The sequence below is a fragment of the Butyrivibrio sp. FC2001 genome (genome assembly GCF_000424125.1).
Classification (GTDB): Bacteria; Bacillota; Clostridia; order Lachnospirales; family Lachnospiraceae; genus Butyrivibrio.
On the sequence record NZ_AUJH01000004.1, the window covers coordinates 254,240 to 273,752 of the forward strand.

The following is a 19,513-nucleotide window of genomic DNA, read 5'->3' on the forward strand; positions in this document are numbered from 1 at the left end:
GAACAGACTGATGACATTACAACAACTGACATATCTTACTACGGTGGCAGAATGTGGGAATATTACGGAGGCAGCTGAAAGACTGTTCATTTCACAGCCCAGCCTTAGCACAGCAATACACAATCTTGAAAAAGAGATGGGCATCACAGCCTTTGTGCGCTCTAATAAGGGCGTTGTTGCAACAAGGGAGGGTGAGGAGCTGCTTTCGTTTGCAAGACAGCTCCTGGAACAGGCAGACAATATGAAGGAGCATTTCGGAGCCGGCGGAGGAATGAGCCCTAAGTTTTCTGTTTCCTGTCAGCACTATTCCTTTGCAGTAAAGGCATTTGTGGATTTGATCAAGGCATACGATGCAGATCAATACAGCTTCATAATCAGGGAGACTCAGACCGGCGAGATCATAGACGATGTGGCAAGCGGGAAGAGCGAGCTTGGAGTAATCTATCTTTCGCAGCACAACGAAGAGATTCTCAGCAAGCTCATAAAAAAGAATAACCTTGTATATGAAGAACTACTCGTCTCCGGGCCGCATGTTTTCATATGTAAAGACCATCCCCTGGCAAAGAAAAATATGATAAAAATGGATGACCTTAAGTCGTATCCCTATCTTGTATATGAGCAGGGGAATCGTAATTCTTTCTATTTTGCAGAGGAGTTTGTCAGCGTTCTGGATTTCCCGAAAATCATCCAGGTTCGAGACAGGGCAACACTTTTCAACCTTGTTATTGGTTTAAATGGCTTTACCGTAAGCAGCGGAATTATCGATCGGAAGCTTAATGGCAGTAGTATCATAGCCCAACCACTTGATATCGATAGGGATATGCATATTGGTATATTGAAAAAGAAGAATGCCATACTAAGCAGATACGCAGATTCATATATTGCAGCACTTAAAAAGCATCTCTCCATAGGTTGAAACTATGGAGAAACCAGCATTAAAAGTATTAGCTGGTATAAATAATGATTGATAGAATACCCTTCATGAGAGACGAATGGAGGATATTTTTATGAGCAGAATAATTACACCGTATAGATACGATTTTGTGGGCAGCTTTTTAAGACCGCAGGCACTTAAGGACGCCAAAGAGGCATTCCAGGCAGGAAAGATAACCAAGGAAGAACTGGACAGGGTTATCGATGAGGAAATCACAAAAGTCGTAGCGAAGCAGAAGGAGCTTGGTTTTCATGTAATCACAGACGGAGAGTTCAGGAGAACCTTCTGGCATCTTGATTTTATGTGGGGATTTGAAGGAGTGGAGCATGAGCACACAGGCAAGGGAGTGCAGTTCAACGGAGTTCTTGCGGTGCTTGATGATACATATTTAGTCGGTAAGATTAAAGCAAAGAAGCATCCTTTTGTTGAGTATTTTAAATTCCTAAAACAGTTCGAGGATGAAAATACGGTTGCAAAATACACTATACCGGCTCCTGCTCAGACATTCCAGCAGATGATCATACCTGCTAATTATGAAACCACAAGGAAATTCTATCCTACAAATGAGGAGCTCATTGAGGATATAGGTAAAGCATATCAGGATGTCATAAAGCAGTTCTATGATGCAGGCTGCAGGAATCTTCAGCTGGATGACTGCACATGGGGTGCGATAGTTGGAGATGCTGCAAAGCAGAGATATAAGGCATTGGGAATTGATCTTGAGGAAGTTAAGGCGCAGCTTTTGAAGGTAAATAATCTCGCTTTGGAAGCAAAACCTGATGATATGATAATCACATCCCATATCTGCAGGGGAAATTATAACTCTGCGTATTTTACGAGTGGAGCATACGATACGGTGGCAGACTATGTTTTCGCGCAAGAGAACGTGGATGCCCTTTTCCTTGAATATGATGACGAGCGCTCCGGGGGATTTCTTCCACTTGGAAAGGTTTCAGAGGATAAGAAGGTTGTGCTTGGACTTATCACAACTAAGACACCGGAACTTGAGGATAAAGAGGCCGTCATTGCCAGAATCAGGGAGGCTGCGCAGTATATTCCGCTTGAGAGACTGTGCTTAAGCCCGCAATGCGGCTTCGCATCCTGTGAGATTGGCAATAAGCTTACTGAAGAAGAGCAGTGGGCGAAGCTCAGACTGGTAAAAGAAATAGCGGAAGAGGTGTGGAATTAAAAAATTGAAAACAGGTTTTTTATACGACTGGTTCTGAGGCCAATTCAGTGTAAAGCAGTTCATTATCTGTGAAAACAGAAGGAACTGCTTTCTTTGTGTGATACTATAAATATAGAAAAATGAATTATAAAGGCAAAAATTGTTTGGAAAATGGTGAGGAAAGAGGAGAAGCATGAAAATAGTAATCCACGATCTTGATGAGAACTTCCATAATAGGGTTAGTGCTCGATTTTCAGATGTTATATGGGCTGATGGGAAATATGCACCCTGTCAGGGATGCTTTGATTGTTGGACCAGACATCCTGCGACCTGCGGTATGAAGGACTCCCTGCACCAGATATGCAGGGTTATCGGACAGACAGATGATCTGGTGCTGATAACTGAGAATTATTACGGCGGCTACAGCACAGCAGTTAAGAACATACTGGACAGGGCTATTGGAGCTTCGACACCTATGAGCACCTATCGCGGATGGGAGATGCATCATGCTCTCAGGTATGGCAAAAAGGGCGTTTTTAAGGTAATAGTCTACGGCGATATCAATGATAATGAGAAAAGTACGTGGAAATTGATGGTCGAGAGAAACCGTTTAAATCATGGATATCAGTCTGCCGAGCTAGAATTTGTGCCTGATATCACTGCTCTGGAGGTATCTAAGATATGAAGACGGTTTTTATAGATTGCAGTCCTAAGAAAAGACTTTCAGCATCAGGTTTTGTAGCTGCCATGACAGGTCTTTTCGTTTTTGGAAGCAAAAAGATGATGAAGCTTCGCACAAAAGCGGACTACGACAATATTTTAAAGGAGCTTGAGGACGCGGATGCAGTAGTATTTACAATGCCGTTATACGTAGACGGTGTCCCTTCACATGTACTTCCTTTTCTGAAAAAGATGGAGACCTGGTGTAAAAATCTCAATCCTGAAATCAATGTATATGTTATCGCAAATAACGGCTTCATTGAAGGCAGACAAAATGAGCCGCTTATGCAGATCATGGAGAACTTTTGCATAAGGTGCGGAATAAAGTGGTGCGGCGGCCTGGGAATAGGCGGTGGAGTCATGATGAACGTGATGCGTATCATGATTGTTGTGATTTTCGCACTCGCGATATTGAATCTTCTGCTTACAGGCATCAGAACAGGGAACTTTCTAGACAACGGTATTCTTACAAATCTGCTTAAAGACGTGGCAGAGGCCCTGTTCTTTGGTTGTGGAATCATAACGTTTGATATTTGGATTGCAACCTGCATCAATCGCAGAAAGGAATATGGAAAGCATTATACAAGAATAATGCTTCCTTCATTCTTGTTCATCCTTGGAGCAGATATGTTTTTCACAGTTGTTTCCATCATAAAGGGCGGTATATTCCGCGGATGGTTTTCAAAGAAAAAACCTGATGAAGGAGGTTATAAGGAATATGAAAAAGTGGTATGACGAAGAATATGAATTCACAGTTGAAGTGACAGGATTCCTACATGGTGACACTACTGAGCATTATTGCCGAAACGGTGAAGAAATCGGTGATGTTTACAAATGCACCTATGGTTGTCCCGTTAATAAGGATGGTTATGGCATCTGCTCCAAGACCATGATGATGCTCTTTCCGCTGATGGAAGCTGTTAGAAGTGGGGGAGACCTCGAAAATGTGGGTGGCGACGGCAAGTATAGCAAAACTGTAGTCTGCCCCGATGGCTGCGTAATGTTCAAACTGACAGCTAAACCTTTGGGTAACGAGAACTTCTATAAGGGTAAGTTTTGGAGTTATCCCGATGAGACAGTATAAGCTGGTATCTACTTGACCCAGCTTTGAATTTCAATATATGACACGTAGTTTTTGGCTCATTTTAAGCCCTTCACTACGTGTCTTTTCTATATCTGAGCAAAAGTCGCTTAATCGATGCCTCCGTAGGGACATTTTCTACGTGAAAAATCTATGGATGATAGTAATGTCGCGGAAATTCTACCAGAAGGACATTTTTGGCTACTTGACTTTTCATAATTTGATAAAAATATCTAGTAAAGCCCAAAGCCCAAAGCCCAAAGACCATCACTGCAGGAATTCAGGAATCCCCAGACATAATTTGATCAAAATTTGCCCCCAAACAATATTTAGTCTCCAAAATCCTTCTCCCCACAGCATAGTCTTTATACTTTTTTTACAAAAGAAATAAACGCAAAATGATAAAATAATACTATACTGCAATACCTAAAGGATGTGCGCAATGCACATGAAAAGGCAGGCAACAGCAAAACAGGGACACCCACCTGTAGGAGGGATATATGATTTCTTTACTTTTGTCTTTTGTGGTGCTCATTATTGGATATTTTGTGTACGGACATATAGTAGAAAAAGTATTTAAGCCTGATGACAGGGAAACACCGGCTTACGCGAAGAAGGATGGTGTGGATTTCATTCCGATGCCCACCTGGAAGGTATTTCTGGTGCAGCTTCTTAATATTGCCGGCACGGGGCCGATTTTCGGTGCGCTTATGGGAGCGTGCTTTGGGCCGGTGGTTTTCCTATGGATAATATTCGGATCAGTTCTTGGTGGTGGAGTTCATGATTACATGAGCGGAATGATCTCCGAGAGAAATAATGGTGCGTCGATCGCTAATCTGAGCGGTATTTATCTGGGAACCTTCGCAAAGTGGAGTATGCGTATTTTCTCTATTGTTCTGCTTGTTCTTACAGGAACGGTATTTGTCACTTCCCCGGCGGCTCTCCTTACAAAGCTGACACCGCCTATGTTTGGCAATCCGTTCTGGTATATTGTGATCCTTGGTTATTATGTTCTTGCGACCATGTTCCCTATTGATAAAATAATCGGTAAAATCTATCCGGTCTTTGGAGTAATGCTCATTATCATGGCAGTAGGCATCATGGGCGGAATTATCGTAGGTGGGTATAAAATTCCGGAAATAACATTTCAGAATCTGCACCCGGAGGGGCTTCCGGTCTGGCCGTTTATGTTTGTAACGGTTGCCTGTGGCGCTATTTCGGGCTTTCATTCAACGCAGTCGCCACTGGTGGCTAAGTGCATAACCTCTGAAAAGCACGGACGAAAAGTGTTCTATGGAGCCATGCTCTCAGAAGCTGTAATTGCCCTTATCTGGGCTGCAGGCGGCGTGGCCTTTTATGGAACAACCGGTGGGCTTCAGGCTGCTATTTCAGAGATGGGGCAGTCCGGAGTGGTTTATGATATTGCGACCGGATTACTTGGAAAGGTTGGAGGAGTACTGGCGATTGTAGGAGTTGTAGCATGTCCTATTACATCAGGTGATACTGCGTTCCGCTCTGCCAGACTTATTCTTGCTGAGATAACCAAACTGGATCAAAAGAAGATAAGATGCCGTCTCGACATCACCTTACCCTTGCTGGGACTTGGAGGCTTCCTGACCCAGCTTGATTTCAATGTTCTCTGGAGATATTTTTCATGGAGTAATCAGACTCTGGCGATGATATCACTCTGGGTCGCAACAGCATATCTGCTTAGAGAAAACAAAAATAAATTAGCCAGCCTTCTTACCGCGCTTCCTGCTACCTTCATGACAGCGGTAAGCGTAACCTACATATTTATGGCAGATGAGGGGCTCGGATTAAGCGCAGCTATTGGTTATAATACGGGAGTAGTTACTGCCTTTGCATTTTTTGTTTTCTATTTTTACCACGTTATCGCGTATAATAAGAAGAGCGTTAACAAGAATTAAAAAGACTGAAAAATATTACGGGAGATATAAGCATGCGACAGTCTAGTAAGCTGCTTTCACTCATGCAGCATTGTAATTCTCAGGTAACTGCGAAGTTTCAGTAAATAAGACAAAATACTGACTGTTAAACACCCCAGCCTGCACTTTTAAAAGCGTGGTCTGGGGTGTTACTATATATAATATCCAAGAAAAAAGTTAGGGGGAACGGGGTCATGATGTTAATTGATTTCCATATTGTAGCGTTTTTCTTTCAGATTTTACTTCCGGCAATGTTGATTTCCGGCGGTATTGCCATCCTTACATGGATTATCATTTTGCTGGCAAGAAGCAAATGGTTCAAGGGGAAATATTTGAAATGGACTCTCCTGGGAATTGCGCTTGTGATAGCGGCTTCTGTTGGGATATATCATTTTAAGGAAAGCGCTCGTCAGAAAGCTCTGGGACGATATCCGGATATAGTTTTCACAGGAACAAAGACTGTAAATAATAAAGAAACCAAAGTGGTGAACGGTCGCTGGGACAGTAGCAGTAATACCTATGAGAAGATCAGTGAAGTCAGTGAAGAGGATGCGCAGGATGAATCCTATAAGTTCATTGATACCGATACCGGCGAAGAAATACATGTATCCAGGTATTGTTATAACCCGGATAAAACGGCTATCTATTATTCAAATGGAGGAAATATATATAAGTACATTCCCGATGAAGACACCTATAAAAAAGTCGGAAATGCTGAGGGTTCAAATGATTTACTGTTAAGCAAAATGGTTTTTACAGCTGATGAGAGGAATGCCTATTTTTTCGGTACGGGTTATCATGATGGAAAAATAAGGAGAAATCTGTACTGGTTTAATATTCCTTTGGGAAGGGCTACAGTCATCGATGTAACAATAAATAAGTTTTATGATCTGGCGCTGTCGCCTGATGAAAAGTCCATCATCTTTATCGGAGATGGAAAAATCATGAAATATGATCTTGAAACCAAAAGGTATACTGCGCTTTTAACTGAGGCAAATCCTGATAAGTTATGGGGCCAGGGAAATTATAATGTGAAGGTTTCAGAGGATGGCAGATATATTATGTATTACTTAAGACAAATGCTGAAGAATTCATGGGTTTATGTCTATGATACCCAAACGGGAAAAACCGAAAAGGTTATTAATACCGATATGTGCAGAATATCTGACGCGGACTGGGCAAAGTAAAATAGAGAGCAAAAATATAGGACTGTGGCATGATTGCCACAGTCCTATTTGGTTATTATGGGAAAAGCAATGGATATTCTGTTTAAAAATTCTCACTAAGATATAAAGAAACTCTGCTTTGGATTACATCCGCAACTTCCTGGGCTGATTTCTGGTCTTCATAAAAGGCGCCGGCTTCTTCGGAAATAATGTCGTTTACCTTCAACTCATAGCTCTCGATATCTGTAACCGATTCAATAAAATCTACAACCTGCTGAGTTTCTTCCTTGGAGAGCTCGGTTATCTCAACTTCAATATCACCTATACCCCAAACACTACCACCTTCTACCTTTTTGCCATCTTCATCGATATAGTAGGGTTTTTCCTGAGCCTTGGCAGCAAGTGCATCAAGCGCGCTTCGTCTTATGGGTAAGCCCCATTCAACATTATTCTGATAATCATCCAGTATAAAGGATCTCATGAACTCCCAGGCAGCCTCTTTGTTCTTGGAATCGTGATTCATCGCCAGTCTGACAAAGGGTCTGATGAAGGACTTTCCGCCATCTGCAGTGGGGAAGCCGTTGAATTCCACATCTGTTCCAAAGTATCCCTTTTTCAGGACCTGATAATCTTCAAAGGAAGTGAGGAAGTACTCATATAGTAACGACTTCTTTTCTCTGTAAAAGGTTTCAAAATCTTCATACTCAAAGCCTGTTTCCTCGGAAGTAGCAGGGAACTGCTTTACAAACTGCAAAAAGCTTATGAAGTCATCGGAATCGAAGTTGCAGGTGCCCTGTGCGTAATCGACAAAGGTATTGCCGATGGTGGAGTACAGGGATACAGCCATCTCTCTGGTCTGAGAGCCCATTCCCAGCTGGGGATCCATGCCATTGCTCTTACAAATGTTCTCATAATTTGAGAGGGTTACTGTCTGATCGCCTACGACATCCTTTGATACAACACAGGTGTCGATTCCATAAAGTGGAAGGATAGAGTACATCTTGCCATCAATCCTTGTGGAGTCCAGTATATTCTGTAAAAAGTCCTGGGTATTGAGCTCTGGATCGTTATCAAAATATGAATCCAATGGCTCGATAGCACCTTTTTCCACATAGCTCTCGAGGGGCATATCGAAATCAACGACAAGCATGTCCGGACCGCAGCCCTGGGTGAGATCGAGACCTATGCGCTTTAAAACCTCATCATATGCTGCTACAGTATCCTCAGTTAAGGATTCACCATAATCGATTATCTGAATCTTGTATTTATCGCTCTTTTTATTGAACTTCACGACCTGACTTCTGACAGAATCAGGTACATAGACTACGCCCAGAGTCAGTGTTTCCTTGTCCTTTACATCAGACGCGTTAACCTTGGTCATGCATCCAAGGGCTGAGTCGCCGTTGTCATCACGATTAACTATATAAAAGGTTCCATCAGGCGCTTCACAGATATAATTCATGTAGCAGGAGAGGATATCAGAGGATGTGTAGTCACATACAAGGGTTGTTTCCTCATCCCCCAAGTTGAAGGCTACGATTTTGGCATAGTCCTCGTAGTAAAAATCGTAGGATTCTCCGGGATATATATTGCTGCCATAAACACCATTAGGAAGCAAAAACTCCTCATCAAACTCCATTTTTTCCGGATTGTATTTTTTAACACGATATCTATTATCGTCACTGGAATCATCCTCTGACAGATATACATCGCCAGTCTTGGAGGCCAAAAGTGATCCGTAATAATATTCTTCGCCGTTATCCTTCTTAATAACAACACGGCCTTCACCTGTATTCTCGTCATAGAGGGAAATGTTACCCTCGGCGCAGGTCATTATTCCTTTATCCTTAAGGTAAGCTACTGACTGGACGTAATTATTTAGGTCCTCCTCTGTCAGCGGAGCTTCCCAGATCGGTTCCCCTTCAGAGGAAAGCTTTACGATTGAACCTTTCTTTTTACCATCGGATTCTTCGCTATTTTCAACTTTAAAAATATAGACATTGTCATTCTGATCACCGGCTAAATTGTCTATGTCCTCATTTTCTCCAAGAACAAAAGGAATCTCGGAGACCTCTCCGGTTGACAGTGACACCTTGAATAGCTGTCTGTCCACGTTCTCTGTCTCATACATGTTGGCAACAAGGAAGAGGTAATCCTTTCCTCTGTCCATGTAGTTTATGCTGTATTTCCCGGTGATAGGAAGCTCGATATTCTCAAGGTTATAGATATGCTCTTTATCAGCTTCTGCAGTTGCCGGACTGGTACTGATAACCGATGCGTCATTCTTTTTTCCACATGCACATAAAAAGACCGCGGAACACATGAATATGGCTATTACTCTGAACAAATTCTCTTTTTTCATAACTATCTCCTTAATTGCGTGTTACGTGTACTAGATGAACTAGTACACTTGTAGCATAAACGGAGATAATTGTCAACTGCCGTTCATTTACGGATATTAGCTCTGTTTATACATATTTAAGATTATCGAATAACGAAATGTTGTATCATTAAGTATGAGGGGATATTTTCGCAAAAAACGTTAAGAAGCTTATTTAATACCAATCTTAGATGGGAATGAAATTCGAGGGGGATTGCATATGAACCGTCTAAAGGTCTTAATTACTTCCGATGGGTACAGAGATGAGATAAACGGCGTTGCCCAGATCGCAGCCATCTGTGCTGATGAGATGAGAAGACGCAGAATCGACGTCAGGGTCCTTACTTTATCGGATAAGAAGTTCAACTATAAAAATGGCGATGACTATTATCTGCAATCGTACAGATCAGCTTTTTGGCCGGAATGGAAAAAGAGCTTTGTTCGAAAGCATGCATTTATCGATGAAATAGTCGCATGGAAGCCTGATATTATTCATGCTCATACAGAGGGCTCCACCGGGATCATTGCAAATATGATCTCGGATGCTTGTGGTGCGCCCTTAGTCATGACATCTCACACAGATTATGCAAAATATGTTTTTGGCAGATTTCATAATACATTTCCATTAACCATAGCCCCGATAGTATGGGGATATTTTGCATATAAGCACGCAAGTCGTGTCATACTGCCGTCTGAAAAAGCGCTGACATTCGATCAGCATAAATTCATAAAGGACAAAGCTACAGTTTTAAATAATGGAATAAATTTGCATAAGCTTCAAAAGAGCGTTCCGCCAGGTGAGCGCAGGGAATTAATGAGAAAATACGGTATCCGGGACAATAAGAAGATTCTTCTTGTAGTAGCAAGACTTGCTAAGGAAAAGAAAATAACAGACATTCTGGAATGGACGAAAAAGCTTCTGGAAAAGGATCCGGATATTCAGCTTGTTATTGTAGGCGATGGTTTATATAGGCAAAAGCTGGAGAAACAGGCTGAAAAATTAAAAATAAAGGATGCGGTAACCTTCACGGGAAGAGTTTCTCCTGAACGGGTTTATCGATTTTATAATATCGGGACGCTCTTTGTTTCGGCATCGGATTTCGAGGTGAACAGCCTCTCATATATTGAGGCCATGGCCTGCGGACTTCCTATTATCTGCCGAACTGATCCGTGCCTTAAGGGCATCCTTGAAAACGGAGTAAATGGATATTCCTTCGAAAATGGTGATGAGTTTGGCAGACATGTAATGCAGCTTCTTGAAAATGAGGATATGCGCCTGGAAATGGGAGAAAATGCCAGGGAAATGTCAGCACGCTTTAGCGACAGACATTTTGTGGACAGTATACTGGAAATATATGGCGAGATCATCACCAAACAGGTGGAGGTCTTGTACAATGACTCTTTATGAAAAATTAGACAAAATTTTAATTGCGGGAGATTCGTGGAAGACCATACTGGCCGGACTTTTGGTAACTGTGCAGATATCGTTTGCTGCGCTGGTTTTGGGAACCGTGCTGGGAGCTGTGGTATGTCTTTTTAGAACGCGTAAAAATCCCATAATCAGAGGGATTGCCTCCGGATATATTGCAATCCTGAGAGGAACGCCGGTGCTGATGCTTTTGCTGCTTTTGTATTATGGAGTTTTTGCAAAAGCAGGGCTAAAGCCTCTCACAGTAGCTATCATCACCTTTGCACTTAATGTGTCGGCACATGTGGCAGAGCTCCTGCGCTCAGCGCTTCTTGCAGCTGACAAGGGACAGGCAGAGGCAGCGAGAACATTGGGATTTTCAGCGTGGGCGACCTTCCGCCTTGTGACACTTCCACAGGTTCTCCGTATTGCAAAGCCCGTCTATCAGTCCACGATAGTTAACCTCATTCAGTGGACCAGCGTTGTTGGATACGTTACGATCACTGATCTTACAAGGGTTATTAACAATACTGCGGCCAGAACGATGCAGCCGCTTCTTACGATTTCCATCGGTATGCTGATATACCTTGCCTTTTCTTACGTCGTGTTTGGCTTTTTCACACTGACAGATAAGATAAGTGAAAAGAAAAGGGGGCCTGCCGTATGAGTCTTATAGAAGTTAAGGGATTAAGAAAATCCTTTGGCCCCAATGAGGTTTTAAAGGGAATAGATCTGACAGTTGAACGTGGTGACAGAATCGCCATAATCGGTGGCTCCGGATGTGGAAAAAGCGTGCTCCTAAGGTCACTGACACTGCTGGAAAAGCCAAGCGCCGGGCAGATTTTCATAGATGGCCGCGAGATCACTGAACAAGGGGCAAATGTGGATGAAATCAGGCAGAGCATGGGAATGGTATTCCAGAAATTCCACCTTTTTTCAGAGATGGATGTGATGGATAACCTCTGTCTTGCTCCTGTGAAGCTAAAGGGCATGTCCAGAAAGGATGCTGAAGAAAAGGCAATGGAGCTGCTTTCTCAGGTGGGCTTAGCTTCTCGAGCACACAGATGGCCTGAGGTGCTGTCAGGTGGTCAGCAGCAGAGAATAGCGATATGCCGTTGCCTGATGATGGAGCCCAAGGTTCTGTTATTCGACGAACCGACAAGTGCCCTTGATCCGCCGATGGTGGGCGAGGTTCTTGCGGTTATACGAATGCTTGCAAAGCGCGATATGAGCATGCTTATTGTAACCCACGAAATGAATTTTGCCAGAGAGGTTGCGAACAGGGTGCTGTTCCTTGCGGATGGTGGTATTTATGAGCAGGGGACGCCCACAGAGATATTTGATAGCCCGAAGCGTGAAAAGACCATAGCATTCATCCAGAAGATCAAGTATTTCAACTATGAGATAAAAGAGCGTGGGTTTGATCTGATGGCACTTCAGGGCGGAATACAGTCATTTGGAGAAAAATACGGTCTTAGTCAGAAGCAGATTTACAGACTTCAGATTTGCTCAGAGGAGCTCATATACGAAATGCTGGGTGGCTGCTATGAGAAAAGCGATGAAGTGGATATAAATATAGATATTTCGTATTCGGAAGCAAATTGTACAACGGAGCTGGCCATTACCTCCGGAGGAAAAGAGTTTGATCCCTTCGGGCAGGAGGATGATGGACTTGGAGTAACAATTCTTAAAAAGATGGCTAAGAGCATAAGTTGTCAAAGAGAGGGCGACAGGAACCGGATCAGGATAGAGCTGTAAAGCAAGAAATGAAATGTCACCAATTTTAAGGGTGAGCAGAGTCGTACAGAAGCACATATTAACATATAGTATAATAAAAAAGATAATATAATAAAAAAGTTGAGGGAGTACTATGTATAAAAGGAATCAGAAATTTATCAGAAGCATCGGGGTATTTATGCTCACGGCAGCAATTCTTACAGGCTTCTCGGAAAAAGTATCTGCCGGTAAGACAGTTTCAGCTAAAGCAACAAGTGAAGCAGATGCAATCCCGGGTAATGGGAGACACTTTGTCCAATATAACGGACACGTTTATTTCAGAATTCCAAGTGAAGATGACATGAAAAAATCTGCAATCTGGGGTAATTATGCGGATATTCCAAACAGTAAAGGCACGATTGTTGCTATGGATTGCAAAACCTTAGAAACAGAGCCGCTTTTCGAGGATATGTCGCAGGGGCGTATTGTTATATCCGGTGGTCGCTTAATACTAAGCTCTAACCGCCCTGCCGGGCAGAATAACGTTCGCTCAGTTTCATTGGATGGATCTGATACAAAGGAGCTTCCGGGAACAAATATATATGGCACACAGCCTTCAGGAAAATACTTTGTTACAGGTGGCTTTAATTCAAAAGACCATAAATTGCATTTATATATCTGTGATGAGGATGGTGGCTACAAGGAACCTGTTACATCAAGTAAGTTATATGATTATGCAGGAATAGGTAAGACACAGCTTTTTTGTATTACAAAGGAAAAAGAAGGCTACGGTAGTCTTTCAGGATTTGACTTAGAAACAGGTGAAGAAACAGTTTACGGGGAGCTTCCGGAGCTGCAGGGAACTAAAAAAACGCCCGGCAGTGTAAGCAGATGTATGGAAGAAGACGGATATGTTTATTTACAGCTTGTCTTTTACGAGGGCTCAAGCTATATCTATAAAGGTTCAAATTGTGTAAAAGTAAAAGTGGGTAAAGCAGGCAGCCTTGAAGAAATCATTCCTGAAGAAACGAAGAAAAAAGATGGAGAAGAGCGATATTCCCGTACTGTCATGGTAAAGGATGGCAAGCTTCTTTATGTTGAAGGAAGGCCCAATACTGCATCACTTGATCCTCATGGGAACATTGGCTTTTATAATGATGATGCCGAATTTGTAAAGGTAGCTTCCGGATATGAAACAGAGTTAACCGGTGAGAAGGATACCAGATTGTCGGTTGAGACTGTTGAAGCCGTTGATGGTTATATCTATGTTATCCAAAACAAAGAGCGCAGGGCTCAGAAGGATGATGACGGTCTACGATATGCGTATAAAAGAGTGGAAACGTCGTTTATCCGTCTTGATGAAAAAACAGGTAATAAGGTAATTATCAGTCACTGTGAAAATCCTGATATTAATAACCAGGACAGTGATCAGGCTAAAGACTCTGACGACGATAAAATTCCGAACAATGATCCTCTTAAAGGCCTTGTGAGAGGTGATATTCTTAAAAGGTTCCGCGCATCCAACCCCTACAGAGAGGGTAATGGCGTCCAGGAGGAAGCACGCAGGCTTGGAAACTGGGTGAAGGACTCTATTAAAAATCATATGCCGGACAGCTTAAAAGAGCAGGGAGAATCAATTGGCCGGAAATATGAGTTTTATTTCGGAACAGACATAGGGAACAATTTAAATAATAATTTCCCTTACATCTATATGGCTTATTTCACTCTCAAGGATTATTACTTCAACGGTCGAAATGTAGAATTTTACAATAGTCTTATTGAAGATGATTCATATCTGGGTAGTGGAAATCCGGAAACCATAGATCAGATGTATAAGGATATGCAGGCATTCATCACTGAATGCAATAACTATATAAGGAGAAAATAATCAAAAAGAGCGGGAAACATCTATGCGCTTTTATCGATTTAAAGAAACATTGACCGGAAGCCGGAGGCCAGAGGGTGAAAAGAGGGCTGATAATAACAATAAATCTCTTAATAATGGGAGTTATCCTGTTCTTTATCATCAGGTATGCGAATACTAAGGCGGAAGAGAGCAATAAAAATGAGATCATCGCCTTTGAAAAGATGACCATGACTACAAATCAGATCATCGGCAATTACCTTGAGGATGAGCAGCATCTCTGTGATATTTGGGCGAACTATATCAATCGTTCAGCGGAGGATGGCGCCCCGATGACGGCAGAGGACGCTGTATCCTTTATCAGAAAGGCCAAGATTTCATCAGAGATTGAGGGACATCTGATCTTTCTTGACAGTCCTGACAGGGAAGGCATTTCCACGACAGCCAGGGTGTCTGACCCCAGTGTTTATACGGTTTCTTACAAGAATCTAAAAATTTTTGACAATATTAGTGTAAGCGATACGTCCGATGTCGTTAATCTCACCAGAGCCTACACAAATCCTATGAATGGTGTGCAGTCCATTGCGTTCTTAAACAATGTGACTGTGCTTGACAAAGAAAGTGGTGAGCAAAAGAAGGGCCTTCTGATGCGTGTTGTTCCTTTGAGCCGTCTTGAGCAAAAGCTGGTTTTCCTCAAAGGTGAATACGAGAATGTCGAGATAAGTCTCGTGGACAAGGAAGGTAATTACGTTGTCCACGGTAAGTCCTTTAAGAACAGTAATTTTTTTGAGTACTACAAGTCCTATAATGCGGCTACGTCTGAGGAATATGAGCGCGTGATCAAGGAGATAGCCGGTGGGACCGGTACCATGACGATCAAAAACTTCAAGAAAGAGGACTGTATTTTATCCTACACGCCTCTTGAGACTATGACGACATGGTTTCTGCTTGCCTATATACCTGTGAATGATCTGGTGGCAAGCAGGTCCATAGACTGGCAGCTTCTTGGAATAGCTACAGTTGGCTTTTTGATTCTTCTGATATTTAATTCGATTGTAATGATGAATTACAATCGCGAGCTGTCAGAGGCTGCGAAGCAGGCAAATCAGGCCAATGAGGCCAAATCCAGCTTTCTGTCCACCATGTCCCATGATATCCGCACGCCTATGAACGCGATACTGGGCTTGAACGAGATGATACTTCGTGAGACCAGGGACGATAATATCAGAATGCACTCGGAGAGCATAAAAACGGCGGGAAGCACGCTCCTTGGCATCATCAACGATATTCTGGATTTCTCCAAGATAGAAGCCGGAAAAATGGAAATAATAAACGTTGATTACAGTTTTGCTTCCCTCCTCAATGATCTTGTAAATATGGTGCAAAAGAAAGCGGAGGATAAGGGGCTTTCTTTTAACCTGAATATAGACAAAAATATTCCCATGGTCCTTAACGGAGATGAGATCAGGATTAAGCAGGTAATCATTAATATCCTCTCGAACGCCGTTAAATATACCAAACAGGGGGGCATAACCTTTTCCATACATGCAGATAAGATGCAGGATAAGCCGGATAGGGTCAGGCTTAAAGTAAGTGTTGCAGACACCGGGATAGGAATAAAACCTGAGGATCTTGATAAGCTGTTCGTTGCCTTTGAGCGAATTGAGGAAAAAAGAAACAGGAACATCGAGGGCACAGGTCTTGGTATGACTATTGTCCAGAGATTTCTTGACATGATGGGCAGTCATCTTGAGGTCCAGAGCGAATATGGCAAGGGCTCGGTATTTTCCTTTGAACTTGAGCAGAAGGTCGTTAAATGGGATCCCATTGGAGATTTCGAGGAGGCCTTCAGACGTTCAACAAGTGAGAGGGCAAACTACCATGAGAAGTTCACAGCTCCTGAGGCAAGGGTGCTTGTGGTTGATGATACTCCTGTTAATCTCACGGTGTTTGTAAATCTGCTTAAGAGAACAGGACTACAGATCGATACGGCGGAAAGTGGTGATGAATGCATATCGCTTTTTGCCAAGAAAAGTTATGATGCCATTTTCCTGGATCACATGATGCCGGATAAAGATGGTATAGAGACCCTTAATGAGATGAAGGACATAACGGATACTCCGAATAAAGAGACACCGGTAATCTGTCTTACCGCCAATGCGATATCGGGTATGCGTGAGATGTATACGAAAGCCGGATTTGATGACTATCTCACCAAGCCGATCGATGCAGAACGTCTTGAGATGATGTTATTACAGTATCTTCCTGAGGATAAGGTGACTATTGTATCCGATAAGGAGGACACCACATCCGATAACAATGACACTGACGAGTATGTGCTTCCGGATTTTCTGCGTGATATTAAGGAGCTTGATATAGACTCAGGGCTGGATTATTGCGGCGACTGCGAGGATTATTTGATGGCTCTTGAGACATACCTTGGCAGTGCGGAGAAGAAGGCGGAAGAAATCGAGAAATACTGGGCCGAAAGAGATATAAAAAATACAACAATAAAGGTACATGCGCTTAAGAGCACTTCACGATCGATAGGCGCACTGGAGCTGGGAGAATTCGCCGCAAGGCTTGAGAAGGCCGGAAACAGCGGTGATCAGGAAATACTGGAAAAAGAACTTGGCGAACTAATTTCCAGGTACAGACAGCTTGCGAAGGATCTTGAACCACTAAAGGACCTGGAGGAATCGGATAAATAGGATAGTCTTAGCAGATAATGACTGGAGGTAATTCTTATGAGGAAATCCTTTAAAACGCTATTGTCTTTAGGTATGGCTACTATGCTTCTTTTGCCGGGCTGTGGCAATGGAAAAAAAGAGGAAGCTGCCTTTGTTCCAAAGTATGACAAGGATACGGAGTTTTCTTTAACTGTTGCGGGCAGTTACGGTAACTTTGAATCGCTTGAAGCAGAGTTTGAGCGCTTTTATGAGTATTATCCCAATGCCAATTTAGAGTATGTAACCATGGATGATTACAATAACGTCATCTCAAGCGCCCTTGTAAATAACGAGCCGCCGGATATCTTTACGACTAGCAGCTGGATGGTCGGCAATGAAATGTATGATGCTATGTTTGATGCCTGCGAGGTTTTGTCCGATTCTTCTTCCGGTATCGATTATTCCTGCATCAGGGAGTCACTGATAAGGACTACGGATTCAGGAGATGTTGTAATGCTTCCGATTTTTACAACCTCATATGGAATGCTTGTGAACATGGATATCTTTGAAAAAGAAGGCTTAAAGGTTCCGACAAATTTCAAAGAGCTTATGGAGGTCTGCACAAAGCTAAAAAATGCAGGCTATGAATCTCCTATGATGGGTGCGGACAGGTTCAGCGGATCCGGTCTGTTTAACTGCTTCGTTTATCCGATGTTTGCATATAATGTCACAAAGAACAGCGATAAAATCGACGCCCTCAATAACTTCGAGCCGTCATCGGGAGAGCTGATGCGTCCTGCTCTGGAGAGGCTTAACGAATTTGTGAACTCTGACTGCATTGATGTTGCAAAATGCCAGGAGGAGATCGTGGACGAATACGACTCGGTAATCATGAGATTTTTCGAGGGTGACGTTCCGATGATGTTTGCTACAGGCGATGTGGTTTCGGGCACAGCCAAGAGAGAGAGCAAGTCTGATGCCTTTACCGCGAATCCCTTTAAATATAAATTCTTTACCGCACCTGCAGGTGACGACGGCGGTTATTTTATCAACTCAATCAGTATTTGTTTTTCCGTTAATAAAAACAGCAGAAATATAGACATGGCCAATGAATTTATGCGCTTTCTTATCAGCAAGAAGGAGCTTGGCAACATGGCAGGCTTAAAGAGACTGATTCCACCTGTTGACGATTTTTCGTCTGATGAAATCTATTCTGCCCTGGCTGATATACCTGCTGACAGGAGCTTTAGCGACAAGGAAACCGGTCTTTTGGATCCTGCGGTCAGACAATTCAGAGCTGCTATTTATGCTGTTGGAAATGGCGAGATGACAGTGGATGAGGCTGTTGCTGCTTACGGAAGTATTCCGGAGGAATAGAGTTTGAAGTATGTTGTTACCAGACTGGCGTTATTGCTGTCATTCGTGATAGGACTCAGTTTTTTTAGTATTGATGCAAAAGCTGACGATAATGCCACACTTATGATACTTGATGTGGATATGTGCGAGGATGCGGATGATATTATGGCTATCCGCCTTGCTGAAGTATATGATGCCCGGAATAAAGTGAAGCTTCTAGCCGTTACAAGTAATGTAATGGGTAATGAAGATGCAATCGCCGGGATGCTTACAAAAGAAGGCTTTGGAGATGTTCCTGTAGGAGTTAGTCCGTACCCGAACGATACCAGTCACCCGGCATATTGGGATAAGCTTTCTGAAACCGCATCAAGTAATGAGAAGATAGATGCTGTTAAGCTACTAAGAAGGACACTTGCCGAAGCCGAAGCACCGGTATCTATTGTCACCACAGGCTATCTTACAAATATTTATGAGCTTATGATCTCACAAGGAGATGAGTACAGCCCTCTTAGCGGGATGGAACTTATAAGAGAAAAGGTAAAGGAATTACACGTGACCGGCGGTGTTTACCCCGCGGGCGTGGATTTTAATTATGCCTATGTGCCATTTGCACCTGTTAGTGCCGGATATGTATTTGAAAACTGGGACAGCGCTGTGCCGCTTTTCATATATACATACGACCTTGGCGGCCCGCTTATGTGCGGCGGCAATCTTCAGGACATGGCTGAAACCGACTACCTTGCATGGGCATTGAAGAACAGAGGCGCTGAAAATGGAACGCCATCCTGGGATGCTTTTACAGTGTTTGTTTGTGCTAATTTTATAGATGCTGAAATTCATGGGATAACATGTGAAAAATGTAATATCGAAATTGATCAGGACGGAGCTGATATTATAGAGGACTGTCCAGAGGGGAAATTCTACAGAATCAGGAAAAGTAAGGATAATGAGTATTATAGGGACCTTATAAATGCTGATCTGTGATTGAGATGATACTATCAAATTTGCAACTTACCCCTTAAAAAATACAACTTACTTCATAATCCGTTTTCCAATTTCAGTTTGTGCCGTATTATCCGATTAACAGATAACCACAGATAAATCG

At 42.7% G+C, this 19,513-nt stretch carries 14 protein-coding genes and 1 pseudogene; 14 read left to right on the forward strand and 1 reads right to left on the reverse strand.

Annotated elements, in window-relative coordinates; all coding sequences use genetic code 11:
* The first annotated feature begins 10 nt into the window (after positions 1 to 10).
* From G601_RS0103195 to G601_RS0103225, 7 genes are all read left to right on the forward strand, one after another.
* Positions 11 to 916, forward strand: coding sequence for a LysR family transcriptional regulator (locus tag G601_RS0103195; RefSeq protein ID WP_026664459.1), 906 nt, complete (start codon positions 11 to 13; stop codon positions 914 to 916).
* Between the two features lie 91 nt (positions 917 to 1,007).
* Positions 1,008 to 2,123 carry a 5-methyltetrahydropteroyltriglutamate--homocysteine S-methyltransferase gene (locus G601_RS0103200; RefSeq protein WP_026664460.1) on the forward strand — a complete coding sequence of 372 codons (1,116 nt, stop codon included), beginning with the start codon at positions 1,008 to 1,010 and terminating at the stop codon, positions 2,121 to 2,123.
* A gap of 172 nt (positions 2,124 to 2,295) precedes the next feature.
* Positions 2,296 to 2,787, forward strand: a complete 492-nt coding sequence (locus G601_RS0103205; RefSeq protein ID WP_026664461.1) for an NAD(P)H-dependent oxidoreductase — start codon at positions 2,296 to 2,298, stop codon at positions 2,785 to 2,787.
* The gene (locus G601_RS24640) at positions 2,784 to 3,557 is read left to right on the forward strand and encodes a hypothetical protein (protein WP_051200901.1); all 774 of its coding nucleotides are present in this window, start codon (positions 2,784 to 2,786) and stop codon (positions 3,555 to 3,557) included. The genes G601_RS0103205 and G601_RS24640 overlap by 4 nt, the downstream gene beginning before the upstream one ends.
* Positions 3,541 to 3,906 carry a TIGR04076 family protein gene (locus G601_RS0103215; protein ID WP_026491840.1) on the forward strand — a complete coding sequence of 122 codons (366 nt, stop codon included), beginning with the start codon at positions 3,541 to 3,543 and terminating at the stop codon, positions 3,904 to 3,906. The genes G601_RS24640 and G601_RS0103215 overlap by 17 nt, the downstream gene beginning before the upstream one ends.
* 497 nt (positions 3,907 to 4,403) lie before the next feature.
* Positions 4,404 to 5,831, forward strand: coding sequence for a carbon starvation CstA family protein (locus G601_RS21730; RefSeq protein WP_051205535.1), 1,428 nt, complete (start codon positions 4,404 to 4,406; stop codon positions 5,829 to 5,831).
* Between the two features lie 212 nt (positions 5,832 to 6,043).
* The gene (locus G601_RS0103225; RefSeq protein ID WP_026491841.1) at positions 6,044 to 7,036 is read left to right on the forward strand and encodes a hypothetical protein; all 993 of its coding nucleotides are present in this window, start codon (positions 6,044 to 6,046) and stop codon (positions 7,034 to 7,036) included.
* Between the two features lie 82 nt (positions 7,037 to 7,118).
* On the opposite strand, the gene G601_RS0103230 is transcribed toward G601_RS0103225, so the two are convergent.
* Positions 7,119 to 9,377 carry an ABC transporter substrate-binding protein gene (locus G601_RS0103230; RefSeq protein ID WP_026664462.1) on the reverse strand — a complete coding sequence of 753 codons (2,259 nt, stop codon included), beginning with the start codon at positions 9,375 to 9,377 and terminating at the stop codon, positions 7,119 to 7,121.
* 238 nt (positions 9,378 to 9,615) lie between these two features.
* Here G601_RS0103230 and G601_RS0103235 point away from each other — a divergent pair, with 238 nt between their 5' ends.
* The 7 genes and pseudogenes from G601_RS0103235 (at position 9,616) to G601_RS0103265 (ending at position 19,392) form a co-directional block, all read left to right on the forward strand.
* Positions 9,616 to 10,803, forward strand: a complete 1,188-nt coding sequence (locus tag G601_RS0103235; RefSeq protein ID WP_026664463.1) for a glycosyltransferase — start codon at positions 9,616 to 9,618, stop codon at positions 10,801 to 10,803.
* Positions 10,790 to 11,470, forward strand: coding sequence for an amino acid ABC transporter permease (locus G601_RS21735; RefSeq protein WP_051200903.1), 681 nt, complete (start codon positions 10,790 to 10,792; stop codon positions 11,468 to 11,470). The genes G601_RS0103235 and G601_RS21735 overlap by 14 nt, the downstream gene beginning before the upstream one ends.
* Positions 11,467 to 12,189: pseudogene (locus G601_RS0103245) on the forward strand (amino acid ABC transporter ATP-binding protein); the annotation flags it as partial. The gene G601_RS21735 and the pseudogene G601_RS0103245, both read left to right, overlap by 4 nt.
* 484 nt (positions 12,190 to 12,673) lie before the next feature.
* Positions 12,674 to 14,407 (forward strand): hypothetical protein, encoded by a 1,734-nt coding sequence (locus G601_RS0103250; protein WP_026664465.1) that lies wholly within the window; start codon positions 12,674 to 12,676, stop codon positions 14,405 to 14,407.
* A 74-nt stretch (positions 14,408 to 14,481) separates the two neighbouring features.
* Positions 14,482 to 17,094 (forward strand): ATP-binding protein, encoded by a 2,613-nt coding sequence (locus G601_RS24645; protein WP_196808797.1) that lies wholly within the window; start codon positions 14,482 to 14,484, stop codon positions 17,092 to 17,094.
* Between the two features lie 72 nt (positions 17,095 to 17,166).
* The gene (locus G601_RS0103260) at positions 17,167 to 18,429 is read left to right on the forward strand and encodes an ABC transporter substrate-binding protein (RefSeq protein WP_026491846.1); all 1,263 of its coding nucleotides are present in this window, start codon (positions 17,167 to 17,169) and stop codon (positions 18,427 to 18,429) included.
* A gap of 3 nt (positions 18,430 to 18,432) precedes the next feature.
* Entirely contained in the window at positions 18,433 to 19,392 is a 960-nt protein-coding gene (locus G601_RS0103265; protein ID WP_026664466.1) for a nucleoside hydrolase, read from the forward strand.
* The last annotated feature ends 121 nt before the right edge of the window (positions 19,393 to 19,513 follow it).

Excerpts from the sequence above, each read along its gene's own strand:
- G601_RS0103195 (WP_026664459.1), top strand. The coding sequence starts at position 11 with ATGACATTACAACAACTGACATATCTTACTACGGTGGCAGAATGTGGG.
- G601_RS0103200 (WP_026664460.1), top strand. The coding sequence starts at position 1,008 with ATGAGCAGAATAATTACACCGTATAGATACGATTTTGTGGGCAGCTTT.
- G601_RS0103205 (WP_026664461.1), top strand. The coding sequence starts at position 2,296 with ATGAAAATAGTAATCCACGATCTTGATGAGAACTTCCATAATAGGGTT.
- G601_RS24640 (WP_051200901.1), top strand. The coding sequence starts at position 2,784 with ATGAAGACGGTTTTTATAGATTGCAGTCCTAAGAAAAGACTTTCAGCA.
- G601_RS0103215 (WP_026491840.1), top strand. The coding sequence starts at position 3,541 with ATGAAAAAGTGGTATGACGAAGAATATGAATTCACAGTTGAAGTGACA.
- G601_RS21730 (WP_051205535.1), top strand. The coding sequence starts at position 4,404 with ATGATTTCTTTACTTTTGTCTTTTGTGGTGCTCATTATTGGATATTTT.
- G601_RS0103225 (WP_026491841.1), top strand. The coding sequence starts at position 6,044 with ATGATGTTAATTGATTTCCATATTGTAGCGTTTTTCTTTCAGATTTTA.
- G601_RS0103230 (WP_026664462.1), bottom strand. The coding sequence starts at position 9,377 with ATGAAAAAAGAGAATTTGTTCAGAGTAATAGCCATATTCATGTGTTCC.
- G601_RS0103235 (WP_026664463.1), top strand. The coding sequence starts at position 9,616 with ATGAACCGTCTAAAGGTCTTAATTACTTCCGATGGGTACAGAGATGAG.
- G601_RS21735 (WP_051200903.1), top strand. The coding sequence starts at position 10,790 with ATGACTCTTTATGAAAAATTAGACAAAATTTTAATTGCGGGAGATTCG.
- G601_RS0103250 (WP_026664465.1), top strand. The coding sequence starts at position 12,674 with ATGTATAAAAGGAATCAGAAATTTATCAGAAGCATCGGGGTATTTATG.
- G601_RS0103260 (WP_026491846.1), top strand. The coding sequence starts at position 17,167 with ATGGCTACTATGCTTCTTTTGCCGGGCTGTGGCAATGGAAAAAAAGAG.